Source organism: Vibrio methylphosphonaticus (assembly GCF_023634655.1).
In the GTDB taxonomy this organism is placed as follows: domain Bacteria; phylum Pseudomonadota; class Gammaproteobacteria; order Enterobacterales; family Vibrionaceae; genus Vibrio; species Vibrio methylphosphonaticus.
Genome location: NZ_JAMKMS010000021.1, coordinates 32326 through 46056 on the forward strand (window position 1 = coordinate 32326; position 13731 = coordinate 46056).

Annotated in this window: 14 protein-coding genes; 9 read left to right on the forward strand and 5 right to left on the reverse strand. The window is 43.9% G+C overall.

The genetic code is table 11. The features are described 5' to 3' along the window. Positions 1–6 precede the first annotated feature (6 nt). Both thiE and M9196_RS19680 read left to right on the forward strand, forming a co-directional pair. Complete coding sequence (gene thiE / locus M9196_RS19675; protein ID WP_250619216.1) at positions 7–642, forward strand: thiamine phosphate synthase; 636 nt, start codon at positions 7–9, stop codon at positions 640–642. 7 nt (positions 643–649) lie between these two features. Next, a complete protein-coding gene (locus M9196_RS19680; protein WP_250619217.1) occupies positions 650–1516 on the forward strand; it encodes a glycerol kinase in 867 nt (288 codons plus the stop codon). A 41-nt stretch (positions 1517–1557) separates the two neighbouring features. Here M9196_RS19680 and M9196_RS19685 read toward each other — a convergent pair whose 3' ends face one another. Further along, positions 1558–2124 (reverse strand): SPOR domain-containing protein, encoded by a 567-nt coding sequence (locus tag M9196_RS19685; RefSeq protein ID WP_250619218.1) that lies wholly within the window; start codon positions 2122–2124, stop codon positions 1558–1560. Between the two features lie 169 nt (positions 2125–2293). Between M9196_RS19685 and nhaD the strand changes: the two genes are divergently transcribed. Together nhaD and M9196_RS19695 are read left to right on the forward strand one after the other, a co-directional pair. Next, positions 2294–3751: a sodium:proton antiporter NhaD gene (gene nhaD, locus M9196_RS19690; RefSeq protein WP_250619219.1), complete on the forward strand. Its 1458-nt coding sequence runs from the start codon at positions 2294–2296 to the stop codon at positions 3749–3751. Between the two features lie 255 nt (positions 3752–4006). Then, positions 4007–5566, forward strand: a complete 1560-nt coding sequence (locus M9196_RS19695; RefSeq protein WP_250619220.1) for a hypothetical protein — start codon at positions 4007–4009, stop codon at positions 5564–5566. 38 nt (positions 5567–5604) lie between these two features. Here the strand turns inward: M9196_RS19695 and M9196_RS19700 are convergent, their stop codons facing one another. Next, positions 5605–6039 carry an Mpo1 family 2-hydroxy fatty acid dioxygenase gene (locus tag M9196_RS19700; RefSeq protein WP_250619221.1) on the reverse strand — a complete coding sequence of 145 codons (435 nt, stop codon included), beginning with the start codon at positions 6037–6039 and terminating at the stop codon, positions 5605–5607. A 188-nt stretch (positions 6040–6227) separates the two neighbouring features. On the opposite strand from M9196_RS19700, the gene M9196_RS19705 reads away from it, so the two are divergent. Next, entirely contained in the window at positions 6228–7109 is an 882-nt protein-coding gene (locus M9196_RS19705) for a LysR family transcriptional regulator (protein WP_250619222.1), read from the forward strand. A gap of 20 nt (positions 7110–7129) precedes the next feature. Continuing rightward, a complete protein-coding gene (locus M9196_RS19710) occupies positions 7130–7666 on the forward strand; it encodes a hydrolase (RefSeq protein ID WP_250619223.1) in 537 nt (178 codons plus the stop codon). Here the strand turns inward: M9196_RS19710 and pdxR are convergent. After that, on the reverse strand, positions 7646–9106 hold the full coding sequence (pdxR, locus tag M9196_RS19715; protein WP_250619224.1) for a MocR-like pyridoxine biosynthesis transcription factor PdxR: 1461 nt from the start codon (positions 9104–9106) through the stop codon (positions 7646–7648). The genes M9196_RS19710 and pdxR overlap by 21 nt on opposite strands. Positions 9107–9199: 93 nt before the next feature. Here pdxR and M9196_RS19720 point away from each other — a divergent pair, with 93 nt between their 5' ends. Next, positions 9200–9868 (forward strand): pyridoxamine 5'-phosphate oxidase family protein, encoded by a 669-nt coding sequence (locus tag M9196_RS19720; protein WP_250619225.1) that lies wholly within the window; start codon positions 9200–9202, stop codon positions 9866–9868. 171 nt (positions 9869–10039) lie between these two features. On the opposite strand, the gene M9196_RS19725 is transcribed toward M9196_RS19720, so the two are convergent. After that, positions 10040–10207, reverse strand: coding sequence for a hypothetical protein (locus M9196_RS19725; RefSeq protein WP_250619226.1), 168 nt, complete (start codon positions 10205–10207; stop codon positions 10040–10042). Between the two features lie 296 nt (positions 10208–10503). On the opposite strand from M9196_RS19725, the gene M9196_RS19730 reads away from it, so the two are divergent. Further along, positions 10504–11562 (forward strand): acyltransferase, encoded by a 1059-nt coding sequence (locus M9196_RS19730; protein WP_250619227.1) that lies wholly within the window; start codon positions 10504–10506, stop codon positions 11560–11562. 52 nt (positions 11563–11614) lie between these two features. Next, entirely contained in the window at positions 11615–12340 is a 726-nt protein-coding gene (locus M9196_RS19735) for a nitroreductase family protein (RefSeq protein ID WP_250619228.1), read from the forward strand. A 112-nt stretch (positions 12341–12452) separates the two neighbouring features. Here the strand turns inward: M9196_RS19735 and M9196_RS19740 are convergent, their stop codons facing one another. Beyond that, complete coding sequence (locus M9196_RS19740; protein ID WP_250619229.1) at positions 12453–13550, reverse strand: DUF3080 family protein; 1098 nt, start codon at positions 13548–13550, stop codon at positions 12453–12455. Positions 13551–13731: the final 181 nt, after the last annotated feature.

Consider the following 13731-nt stretch of genomic DNA (forward strand, 5'->3'; position numbering starts at 1 on the left):
CTCAACATGCCCCTAACCCCCTATAGTCTCTATCTCGTCACCGATGAACAACAGGATCTTCAAACCCTACTCAAGGTCGTGGAACAGGCAATTCAAGGTGGCGTGACCATGGTGCAAATACGAGAAAAACATCATGATATACGTGCCTTTATTAACAAAGCGGCGGCGGTAAAGACGCTATTAGCACGCACGAACGTACCGTTAATCATTAATGACCGCGTTGATGTCGCGTTAGCCATGGATGCTGATGGGGTTCATTTGGGCCAATCCGATATGCCTGTTGAACTCGCACGTCAATTGCTCGGACCAAACAAGCTACTCGGATTGTCCATTGAGAATGAACAGCAGCTTAAGCAGGCAAATCACTTGCCCATTGATTATATTGGATTGAGCGCTATCTTTGCGACGCCCACTAAAAGTAATATCAAAAAGCAATGGGGGCTCGCTGGCCTGGAAAATGCGCTCACCCAAACGACGTTACCGATTGTCGCGATTGGGGGTATCAACAAGACAAACATCTCTGCCATCGCCCAAACTGGCGTTCATGGTATTGCGCTCGTGTCTGCCATTAGCCATGCAAGCTCTCCGAAACAAGCCGCCCGTGAGTTAACACTGTTACTGGCCCAATCGCCACCACTCTAGGACTACAATGAACGATAAACTCTCCACATCCGCGTTGGCGAAACACCGAGATATGGTTGCCAAAGATTTATTCACCACGTTGAAGCAAGCGGGATACGTCTCTTGGCATGAGTCGAAGTGGCTACTTACTGACATCGGCTTTCGCTTTGGTGGGGAGTATAGAGAAAGTGAAAAATATGGGCGCTTTATTGTCTGGCCAACAAACCTGATTATTGATGATACTCTCATTTCAGACGCGCACATCAGTGCGACTCAAATCGGCGAGTATTTTTCCATGCCCGCCAAAAAAATTAATTTGCTACTCAGCGAGTTGGGCTGGATTAAACGAGATGGACAACATTGGCTAGTAACACAAAGCGGCTTAAGAGCAGGCGCCTATCAGCGTGTCGACTCAGTAAAGGATGCCACATTTGTGCTTTGGCACCCTAGCCTACTTCGCAATAAAAGGCTAAAGCAATCTGTGGGGGAGTTCAAAGGCAGCGACGCAGATAGTCAATCAACAGACCGCTCTTTTTCTCGATTTAAACAAAAGTTTTCGGCAAAACACCGCACCCTAGATGGACATTATGTCCAATCCAAAGGCGAACTCATCATCGATAACTGGCTTTATATGGGCAGTGTACTGCACGCCTATCAACGCCAACTTCCGATAGACACCGATGTGATTAGCGACTTTTACCTGCCACAAGGCAAAGTGTACATTCAATTCTGGGGAACCGATAACGGCCCTATCGATACCAAGACGATTGAAAAAACCCGCCAGCTGTATCACGACCATGAGTTTGATCTCATTGAAATTTTCCCTGATGAGTTAGACCAACTCGATACCATACTACCGCTAAAACTCAGACCGTTTGGTATCCGCGCTTACTAATGTAATGGTATCAGTCGCCATACCACATTGCGTTGTAATGGCTAAAAAAAGCACAAGCAATCTTGCCGGGCGTGTTCACCCGCAATCATATAAGGGGTTGCCACTTGCCACTTGGCATTCGTTGACGAAGCCTCGCTTTTTTTATCGGCCAATGCTGATTTGGTCGAGTGTATCGTTTTAACACTGACACCATGTGGTAGAGCTCTCAGAAAGGCATCTTTATAGTCAGGTAGCGCTTGCAGTGAAGATTTCACAACCTTGGCTTGGGCATAACTATCGTATGGCCCAATCAAACAGCGCGAGCCCTCTTTTTCTGGTTTAACCCAGACACTGACACCTAACCCTTGCTGAAGCCGCTGCCACTCATCCACGCTAATAGAAGAGCGAAAAAAGCCACACTGGATCCAATATGTCTGTGGCTTAGCCGAGGTTTCAACGTCTCCCCAAAACCCATCCCCAATCGGACATTCAGCATCAAGCGTAGGTACCATCGTTGCAGACTGACGAGACCCAGCAACGTCACTGACCGCATAGCAATCCTTCACTTCTGCATTAACCGTTTTGGTAACAAGCAATAATAGAAGCAGTATCAATCCTTTAGATGACATATTCTCTCCTTATTCTTTAAGAGACTAGATGAGAAGAGAAGGTTGTCAAAAAATGAACAGCGTTTTCTTTAGATAAGAGTTAGCTCACAACGATTTTGTTGATTTCACTTTAAAATATCGTGTACTTAATGTTAACGACTGATTTTATTTGCTTTTGAAGGATCAAAACATGATTAAGACGCGTCAACGACCCTTTTTTTTTCTACTCTTTTTAGTTGCCAGCACTCTTTTTTCTCACTCCGCCTTTGCTTCTGCTATCGCCTCTACTGAGCCACTAAACCTAACCCAATCAACTGCTGGCTACGCTGCGCTGATTATTTTTGGTTTCGCTTATGCCTTAGTGATGATGGAGGAGTACCTACAACTACGAAAATCCAAACCGGTATTACTCGCTGCAGGTCTTATATGGATCATCATTGGATTCGTTTATAAAGAATTCGATCAAGTTGACGTCGCCAAAGCCGCTTTAGAGCACAACCTGCTTGAATACGCAGAGCTGCTATTGTTCTTGCTCGTTGCCATGACTTACATATCCGCAATGGAAGAGAGGAGACTGTTCGATGCCCTTCAATCTTGGATGGTAGGCAAAGGATTCAATTTTCGAACGTTATTTTGGTTAACCGGCATCCTATCTTTTTTCATCTCCCCTATTGCCGATAACTTAACCACAGCTCTGTTGATGTGCGCTGTTGTGCTTAAAGTGGGTGGAAGTAACCTGAAGTTTGTCAACATTGCCTGCATTAACATTGTTATCGCCGCCAATGCTGGCGGAGCGTTTAGTCCATTTGGCGATATTACGACGTTAATGGTATGGCAGGCAGGACATGTCTCTTTTTCTGAGTTCATGCCACTCTTTCTGCCTTCTGTCGTTAACTACCTTATCCCCGCAGTCATTATGTCTCTCTTTGTTCCAAAGACACAACCTGACGCGGTTCACGAACATATTGAGCTCAAGCGCGGTGCATTAAGGATTGTTGGTCTGTTTGTACTCACCATCGCTACCGCCGTCGCATTTCATGCAGTACTGCACTTCCCACCAGTAATGGGAATGATGATGGGGCTTGCCTATCTACAGTTTTTTGGATTTTTCCTACGCCGAACTCTGCCCCGCTCTATTGCAAAAAAGAAAGCCATGGCCATTGCCAATAATGATGAAATGGCACTCAAACGCTTAGGTTCAATTGTCCCTTTTGATGTATTTCGCCGAGTATCCCATGCCGAATGGGATACGCTGCTATTTTTCTATGGCGTGGTGATGTGTGTGGGGGGATTGAGCTTACTCGGTTACCTTGGTGTAGTTTCTGAAATCATGTACACCCAATGGGATCCCGTCTGGGCTAACGTCATGGTTGGCATACTGTCTGCCATTGTCGACAACATTCCGGTTATGTTTGCCGTTCTGACAATGAGCCCAGAGCTTTCAATAGGCAACTGGTTATTAGTCACCTTAACCGCAGGGGTCGGCGGTAGTTTACTCTCTATCGGATCGGCCGCTGGGGTTGCTTTAATGGGTGCGGCTCATGGAAAATATACCTTCTTTGGTCATTTAAAATGGGCCCCCGTTATCGCACTTGGTTATGCGGCAAGTATCTTACTTCATCTTAGTTTGAACGGTCATTTATTCTAAAGAAGTAGAGCGAGAGTAACGTAAGTTATTCTCGTTTTTCTTTAACAAGAACATTATAATTTACAGGTTATTTTACAAACGCGAATATAATCACGTTCTGTACACCCTGCCTTAATATAACATTCCCTTATCAATAATATAAACCTACCAAAATCGAGTAGGTGTAACTCCCCCTTCGCGATATGAAAGTATTAATAATATCTTTTATTAATACTTTCATTTTTGGCAAATTACATATCGATATTGGATACAAGAATGAATATTAAATTTTATATTTCCGCATCAATAGCAGTAAGTGTACTTACCGCCTGTGATGGTGGAGGAAGCAGTGATGGAAGTGCTAATAATAGCCAAAATTTTCCATCCTTGAATACACAGCCGATCTACCAAGGCAATATGGAACAGGCCAAACTTATTACACCGGAAACATTGGCTGCGACACTCAGCAATACATTACTTTTTAACAGTTCACCGTATACCTCAAATGTCACAACCTATGCTTCTCAGAATTCTGTCGCCCCATTAAATCAAGAAGAACAAGGACTGAACTGTTTCAGTGGCACCGGCACTACTACGACTCACATTGATACTCTCACTCAGACGGGTTATCAAATTCAACGCTATCAGCAATGTGACCTTGATGGCAGTGGTGTAACCTTAAATGGGACATTACAGATCAATGTGTATGAATCTGATATACAGCTCATGCAACCGATAACAATGAGCACCTCATACGCGAACTTTAAAATTACCCAACCTGATGGTAGTTATACTCAAATTGATGGCACGATCAAAGACTCACATTTAGCTTCTTGCCAGCATATTAAAGAAAATAACATCAGTATTAATACGAATACCTCTATCGAATCAATATTAGTTGACGTAAAAAGTTCTGCATATTTCTCAAACTCACATAACATCTTCTTTACCAATTATACTAACCACTCAGGGAAAATATATTTATCTGATACTGGCTATATAGATATCTCATCGATAAATTTAGAATATTTCCAGCAAGACTCTAATCTACCAAGATCGCTTGGGACGCCATTAGTTCTTGCTGGGGGAAGTTTACAATTTAAATCTGTCGATAATACTATGCTGCTCACCGCGCAATATCATAAGACTGAACCCAGCGCTGATATGCCAGACCAATTTGAAATGACGAGTCATATTGTCCTTAGAAATACCGTCGATGATACCCTCACTTTTGAAAAAACAATTCCATCTTGGATGCTCAGCAACCCAGTTTTGATTAATTTTAATGACCAGGATAATGACAAAATGTGGGATGGTTATGAAATACTGTTTGGTCTCAACCCTCTCGTAAATGACAGTGAGGAAGACTTAGATAACGACCAGTTTTCAAACCTTAGTGAATTTCTTGGTTTTTCAGACCCAAACAATGTTGACGATACCCCGACCGCCCACATTACACTAACTTGGTGGGACTCCACACATGACCAGATCCAACTAGAAGGTATCATTTCACCCTATTATACAAACTCTCTTGAACCGTTTTCTGTCACTGTACAGCTCACAACGCCTGCTCATTTATGGCGATGGCAGCCGATAGATGGTATTGACTGCACGCTAAACGATTTAGGAAACGACAGTACAATTCAATGCCAAGACCTCTCTGCCGAACCTTTAGTGTCATACCTTGACCCGATTAACTCTGGACAAACAGTGACATCAATATTGGGGCATCTTACTTGGCAAGGGGATAACTCTGGGTTTAACCAACCTAGTCATCTCTCGGTGCAAACTATCGGAAATTCATTTCTGGATTATCATGACACTTTAGTTCAGTAAACATTATGATTTTGGCCTCGATAACTGTGAGGCCAAATTTACTTTTGGCGAAATACCCAGATAGGCCCTATCAGTAAAAACTGAATATCATCAAAAAATGAAGGTTTCTTTCCTTCAATATGGTGTCCAACAAATTGTAACAACCAAAGTACAACAAAAAGCACAACAGATGAGGTGAGAATCGGAACGCCGAATAGGGTCAAAAAGGATATCGTGGCTAAGCATGCTAAAGTAAATAACAACATCTGAAGCAGCACGGATTTAGATAGTCGAGCATAAAATCCCATCACCGGTAACATCACTAACCATACCCAATTAATATTCATTTCCCCTAGGCTCAATGGAGGTAGTGACCAAATGAGCCCAACGATCGATAGATAGATTCCAGGTACCGCCACCTTATGAATTTTCCGATTCGTGTTATTTTGATGACTTTCCCCATAAGCATCCAACCATTCTTGTAACGATTTCATTCTCTTCCTCGTTCACTCTCTTTTGTGGAATTATTACTCTAGAACAGAAAGCCAAGCATTGCCTGCTGATCATTACCTATTTGGCGCAAAACGGGAAAAGCGTCGATTTGCGAATACATGGTCAAGAAAAATCGATCAAATAGGTTTACAGTGTAAACTCTAACCGCTTACTTTCATCTGGGATTTTCATGTTACTAACCTTTGAAAGGCTTCAATATCTTGTCACCATCACTGAGCTAGGATCCTTTTCTGCTGCGGCACGACAGTTAGGTGTGAGTGCCTCAGCCGTCAATCAGGCAGTGCAATCCTTGGAATTGGATTTAGGTGTCGTGTTGTTTGAACGAGTAGCCGGAAAAAGTCCTTCACTAAGTGATGAAGGAAGAGCACTGTACTTTCAAGCGCTTGATATAATGCCTCGCCATACTGCCATTGAACAAAAAGCACGCTCGCTACAACGAGGAGAAGAAACTCAACTTACTATCGCGACCCACAGCATGACGTTATATCCCCGTTTCGTCGATATCATCGCTCAGATGCTGCAACGGTTTCCTGATGTTGACTTGAATCTTATTGATGCTGAAACCCAAGGTTTGGCGCTAAACTCAGAAAGCTTCGGCGCGGATATTATGATCGCCCCGGCACAACTTCATCCCATACGAGGAACAGACCACGCGGTCATCGACTCGATCCAATGGTGCTTTATCGTGTCCCCTACGCACCCACTCGCGGCACTCAAGGGGGAAATTACACAACAAGATTTGGAACACTACCCTCAGCTTCTCACTGACGAAGGTCAAATTGCCACGACGGAACTGGTCGAGTCTTTACGATTCAGTCCCAAACTCATTCGCTATCAAAGCAGCTATCAATTGCATGACTTACTCACTCTCGGTGTTGGCTTCAGTTTATATCCAGAACAGTTAGCCAAGCCTTACCTAGACCTTGGTCTAGTTAAAAAACTTGATGTAGGTCGTTATGATAATGCGATGGTTTGGCCGGTGGAGATGACTTGGCGAAGTGGCTTAGGCCAAGCGGGAAGCTGGTTCATTGAAGCAATACTGGAACGATAGAATATAGAATGGAGGCAACTTTGTTAGAGAAAAACGATACCCAATTAATGATTGTCGATGTGCAAGGCAAGCTTGCTCAAATCATGCATGACAGGGATGCATTGTTTGGTCACTTACATACCATGACTAAAGCTGCTCTGCTTATGGACTTACCCATTGTGTGGGTAGAACAAATCCCTGAAAAATTAGGCAAAACAATCAACGAGATAAGCGATGAACTGCCAGATAGAAAAGCCATCGCAAAAACCAGCTTTAGTGCCTGGAAAGAGGCCGCCGTTCGCCGTGCTGTCGACCCGGATAAAAAACATATACTACTGGTCGGTATTGAGGCACATATTTGTGTTTACCAAACCGCAATAGACTTACTCTCTCAAGGTTTTCACGTTCATTTGGTCACCGATGCTATCTCTTCACGCACACCAGAAAATAAGGCATTGGCGATTCAACGCTTAACACACGCCGGCGCTACGTTAACCTCGACTGAAATGGCTCTTTTTGAACTGCAAAAGACAGCGGAAGGCGACCAATTCAGGGCATTACTCAAGATCATTAAGTAACTGATAATAAAGAATCGATAGCTGGTTAATACTTGGAGCAATGTCATCAATAGCGGCATTGCCAAACCCAAGCACGATCGCACCATTACGCCCCTCGCATTGCGGTATGTCTTTATCCTGTTCAGGCCGGTAAAAACGCATTGGTCGCACTACTACACCCCGTTGCTCCGCTTGATTGGCAAACAACACCTCATCCACCTTTGAACGCCACTCTACGGTAATGTGTAAGCCAGCACCTTGGGATACCACTACCCAATCGCCAGAAAATCGTTGCTTAATTTTTGTTTTTATTACCTGAAATTTCGCTTCATAGATACGACGCATCTTACGAATGTGCCTAACCAATCCTCCTTCGGATATAAAATCAGCGAGAGCAGCTTGAGTCTGCGACGGCGTATCACCAGACAAGGCATCTTTAACCTCTAAGCACCTTGCTACTAAATGCTTTGGGACCACCATGTAGCCCAATCGAAGTGCGTTAAACATCACCTTACTCGTCGATCCGATATAGATTACTTGATCGGCGGAACTTGCATGCGCCGCCAAACCTTGCATACTTCGAAAAGGCCGACTGTCAAACTGAAACTCACTGTCGTAATCGTCCTCTATGATCCATCGCTTACCACGTTTCGCCCACTCTATAAGCTGCAACCTTTGATCCGTATTGAGCGAGCACCCCATCGGATATTGGTTGCTAGGCGTTAAATAAACCCCTGATGCTGAGCTAGACAGCACAGCATCCACATCAAGACCAGATACCGACGACACGGTTACATAGTCATAGTTGATGTTAAAGAGATCCAGCACTTTAACCACTTGTTTATAACCAGGGGATTCAACCAAAAACGGCCTTGTCGTACTCGCTGATTGTGTCACCAATAACGCGATGGCAATGGATTGTTGAGCACCTGATGTGACGATGACTTGGTCGGCACAACACTCAACCGAACGACTACTGGTTAAGTAAGCCGCCAGTGCTTCTCTTAACGCGATCAAGCCTTGTAAATCTTGGGTTCCTAAAAGCGAAGAACGCCCAACATGACGCTGCAAGTATCGGTTCCATTGTTTGGTTGGGAACTGTGAAAAATCAGCGACACCGGGTGCAAACAAACCGTTATTTGGTGAATTATTAGTGCCTTGACTCGCTGGTGATTTCGACCCGATTGTGGTTAGAAACTTATCAGGAGGCGTCACCGCAACAAAAAAACCAGATTTGGCTTTAGAAACCAAGTAGCCTTCTGCCAATAGTTGATCATAAGTATGTATGACGGTATTTCGACTCACATTTAATTCCAAAGCCAACGCGCGTGTTGAAGGTAGCCTTGCTCCCGCTAGCCATGAACCACAAAGAATTCTCTCTCTAATCTGCTCAAATAACGCTTGTTGAAGTGTCTTCCCTTCATTCACTAAAACGAGGTTTGCCGTATCAATGTCAGCCATTTTGGATCCACATTTATCTACCAATTGGCACTCTTAATGGTGCCAGATATTTACTACTTTAACGGTATCACATTGAATAGGGAGCGAAACAGCATGTTGTCACAAACTAAACGTACCGAAATAAAAAAGGGCAGCCACAAAGCCGTAATTGAGCAACAAGCACTGCACGATATCATTGATGAGTCCTTGATTGCCCATGTTGCTATCACAAATGAGCAGGGGCCTGTTGTGATTCCTATGTTGGCATGGCGATTAGACAATCATGTGTACATTCATGGTGCAAAAAATAGTCGACTATTGCGTTCATTAAAATCCGGGCAAGCAACCTGTTTAACCTTTACGCTTTTTGATGGTTGGGTATTAGCCCGCTCCGCTTTTCATCACAGCGCTCACTATCGCAGCGCTATGGTTTTTGGTCGTTTCACGGCCATTGATGACATCAATGAAAAAGATAGAATCTTAAATCACTTTATCGAACATATTGCCCCTGGCAGAACCCAAGAGGTAAGGTTGAGTAATAAAAAAGAGTTGGCTGCCACGGATTTACTCGCCATTGAATTGAGTGAAGCCTCAGTGAAAATTGGGCGTCACGGGGTAAATGATGATGACGCGGATATGAGTATTAAAGCATGGGCAGGTATTTTGCCCTACCGAACCATCGTTGGCCCGCTTGAAGCGTGTGTAGGACTAGATCCTGAGATAGAAGAACCCGATTATCATCACGCCTACCCTAACCGTTGGTATGACGAATCCAATCAATGAACATACCTATGTCTTGCTGCAGGTTGACTGGCCAGTAAACACCTGCATCTCGTACTCTTGAAATAAACCCGTCTTTTCATGTGAGTTGGTCAATCCCTACCAACTCCATCGTTAACCTTCGATTCAGTGCTAAGTTTGTCTACTTGCCACTCTAATGTGGCACTCATGACATTAATCACCGATGACACGGAAAAAAGCAATGACCGTCGCGCAGGCTAAAATCAGCAAAAAGACTATCAATTCAAACCACCACTCTTTGTCATCCCAGCCCAGCATTTCTATATCTGCATCGTCAATTTCAAACATAAGATCTTCGTAACCGTCATCCAACTTACACATATGCGTCTCCTCGCGTTATGGTTCATTGAATGCTAACTCAGCCTTTTCGTTCAGAATATCAAGCATTTTTAAAGTAGCGTTCAGATTAACTAAACAACTATTCTATTTGGCGAACTTTTATCAGACTAAGCCCAACAAGATGTCGTCTATTTGTCGTTGAAGTTGCGTAAATATGCGGTCTACCGCCAATTGTTACACTTAGTTGCAAGCAAATTCGACAACTATTGATATAACACATGAGATAATCTCTAAGAGGCGCGTTACCGTTTTCTTATCATCATTTACAAGGGGTTGGTGTGTCGAATAATAAGATCGTGAGTAGCTTTGAACTGGCCAGAATTGTTGCGCTAATCGCGATTATCTCTATACATTGTCAGCTATTTTTAACCCACGGGTTCGTTAGTGATGAGCCATGGTTCAATTATGTCACTAACCAAGCGGCTCGCTTCGCTGTTCCTCTATTTTTTATCATTGCTGGCTATCTGATACAGCCAAAACTCAATGATAATCCCTATAGTACAGCGCGAAGTTACAGTTATCCTATTATGATAATTTGGGTAGTGTGGAGTGTGGTCTACTTGCTCACTCCCTTTAACCTCGCGGTTGTCAGTGAGCTTGGTTACCTTGCCGAACGTCAGCAATACTGGAACTACCTACTGCTAAATCCACTAAACTCACTGTTCGAAGGTGGGCTAGTGCACTTGTGGTTTTTACCTTCATTATGTTTGGCTGTTTTGATGATCGCATGGTTTGTTGACAACCACTGCCGAACCTTGCTTATCCCGTTTGCTGCCATCATTTATACCTACGGCCTTATTGCAGGTAGCTATCAGGTAATCACTCACGACGAAACTGCTATTTTTACTCGAAATGGTCCTTTTATTAGCTTCCTAATGGTTTCCATTGGGTTTGAAATTCGCCGTCGGCGCTGGACGTTATCGGCCTCGAAAGCGATATTGTTGGCAGCTTTAGGAATCGCTCTACACTATTCTGAAGCCTTGTATTTGCATCAATTAGGGCATGAATTTAATAGTAACGACTTTTTGATTGGGACGGTATTTTGGGCAACAGGAATCTTTTTATGGCTACAAAGTAAGCCACAACTCGGCAATTACCCTATCGTCCATAAGTTAGCAAAACTGGTGCTTCCTATGTATGTCGTGCATTTGCTTATTATCATTGGCTTAAATAACCTGGCGGGGATACTAGGCGTAGAATTTTTCTCTCGAGATGCATTGGTGTTCATTGGTACGCTTATTCTCACTCCAGCTATCGCTATTTTGCTAGAAAAGACGCCTTTGTCGACAGCATCGTTTAGAAAGCTTAAACCGCCTTCCTCTCAGCAGCTTGAATAGACCCTCAATAACTGTTAGAAAGTGACCAAACTTCCTGTTTGGTCACTTTATTATGATTCAGTCTCCATCTCTAGAACACATTCTTAACTCTCGACGTTCAGTGCGCAAATACGACACCGAAGCTCAGTTTGACCATAACGCGGTTAACAAAGCGCTAGAACTTGCAACACTCAGCCCAAACAGCAGTAATATGCAAATGTGGGCATTCCATCGCGTAATAAGTGAAGACAAACGACAAAAATTGGCTGAAATCTGTATGGGACAGAATGCTGCAAAAACGGCAAATGAACTGGTTGTCGTCACCGTAACACCAAACATTTGGCAACAGCGCGCTCATATGAATGCGGAAAAAGTTCGCGCCGCGTTTGCTGGGCGCGAAGATACCACCACCAAACGCGCGCTTAAGTACTATGACTCGCTCATTCCCACACTATACAACAACGACAAAATCGGGCTTCGAGGCATTGCACGCAAACTGTTTAGTTTTTGGATTGGCCGTAACAAACCCATGGTTAGAGAGGTAAGTAAGGAAGATGTACGTGTTTGTTTGCACAAAAGTGCTGCATTGGCGGCAATGACTTTTATGCTATCCATGCGCGAACAAGGTTATGACACCTGCCCTATGGAAGGCTTTGATTCACTTCGCGCCAAACAATTACTAGCAATAGATGCACGACATGAAATCACGATGATCATTAGCTGTGGTGTGCGTGCTGATGACGGCATATATGGTGAGCGCCACCGAGTGCCCCTGTCTGAGGTGGTGTTTAAGCATTGATGATCGTTCATCGCTGTCGGTCTGACGGTGCTGATAACGCACTTCGTCTCCATACCAACCATGCGTAAGCGTCAATCAGGCGGCATCATAACGCCTGATTCGCCTCATACCTTCAGTCATTACGGACGTCCTTCAGCGTTTTTCCACAGCGTCGAAACAAGGCTTTCCAATACCCTACGTGTGATTGCGTCGCTTTAGTAAATTGCTGGTAGATGTCGTGAGTCGGGTAATGAACAAGCTCATGGTTACCGGCCAGCAACGCCGAGTCAATGACACGAAGATCCAACTCAATTACTCGATATTCAGAATTAAGCAACGACAAATAAGGCTGGACGTTTGCGATGAATATTTGATTAAAAACGTTCACCAAGTAACGAAATCGAGTCATGTCTCTGCCTGGTCCACAAACTACCTTTGAGTCATACTCTCTTAGCTGATGGGTAATAGCATTGAGCCACTTCGAGCTTGCTTTCAGTGAAAACAGCAGGTTACCAATCACACGCTGTTTTTCTAAGACCTCTTGATACTCTATTAGTGACTCTGGCCTCTCTTGTGATATTTGGGTTCCCGCTTGGATGCCAATGATGTAATCCGACATTTGATTGAGTTGAGCCAAAGCAGGCTGGACATAAATCGCCATTCGACTCACGTCCGATGCCAACCACCCATCGCTATTCAATTGAGATCTCATTGCGTCGCTGGATAGCACAAGGTTAGAGAAATAATAGGGCAGGTGTTGATATTTACTGTCGAGTATTGTTTGAAGTTCGGACTTAAGATCGCTGTCAATACTGTCCGACATTAAGCACGCTTCTAATCCTGCAATGAGCTTTATCTGGTAATCAAAAAATCGAAACTCATCTTGCACCTTGCCAAGCGACGAGTTCTTTTCTGCAACCAGCCCAAATAATCCACAGTTACGTAGCTGATAGGTTTGTACTAGGCCTAAAGTCGTCACAGGGATCGCCCTCACCATATCGCGCTTAGCAGGCAAGCTTACCAAGCCGACAGCAGGCACACTAAGAACCGGTTGATCCTGAACCGAGGCAACACGGCTTTGATAATCACTAAAGAGCTCGCTTTGGTCATTAGATTGAAAGCATCCAAATACGCTTGCCGCACTAACTATAAGTAGCGCGCCGCGTTTTATCGACCTCACAGAGGTTAAATTTGGCAACAACACCATTTTCCACCGAAGGTTGTTGTACATAGAGTTTGTTACGTAAGACTAGCCCACTATCGTTCACAATCGCTGACAAAAATATCGATTAATGTACACCCCACGACCTCTAATCTATAGAGTCAATACTCCACCTTTCACCAAGGTTGAACGCGCTTTTACATGATTCATTGAAACTATTTTAACCGCCTGACCCAGCACTATAGGCCTC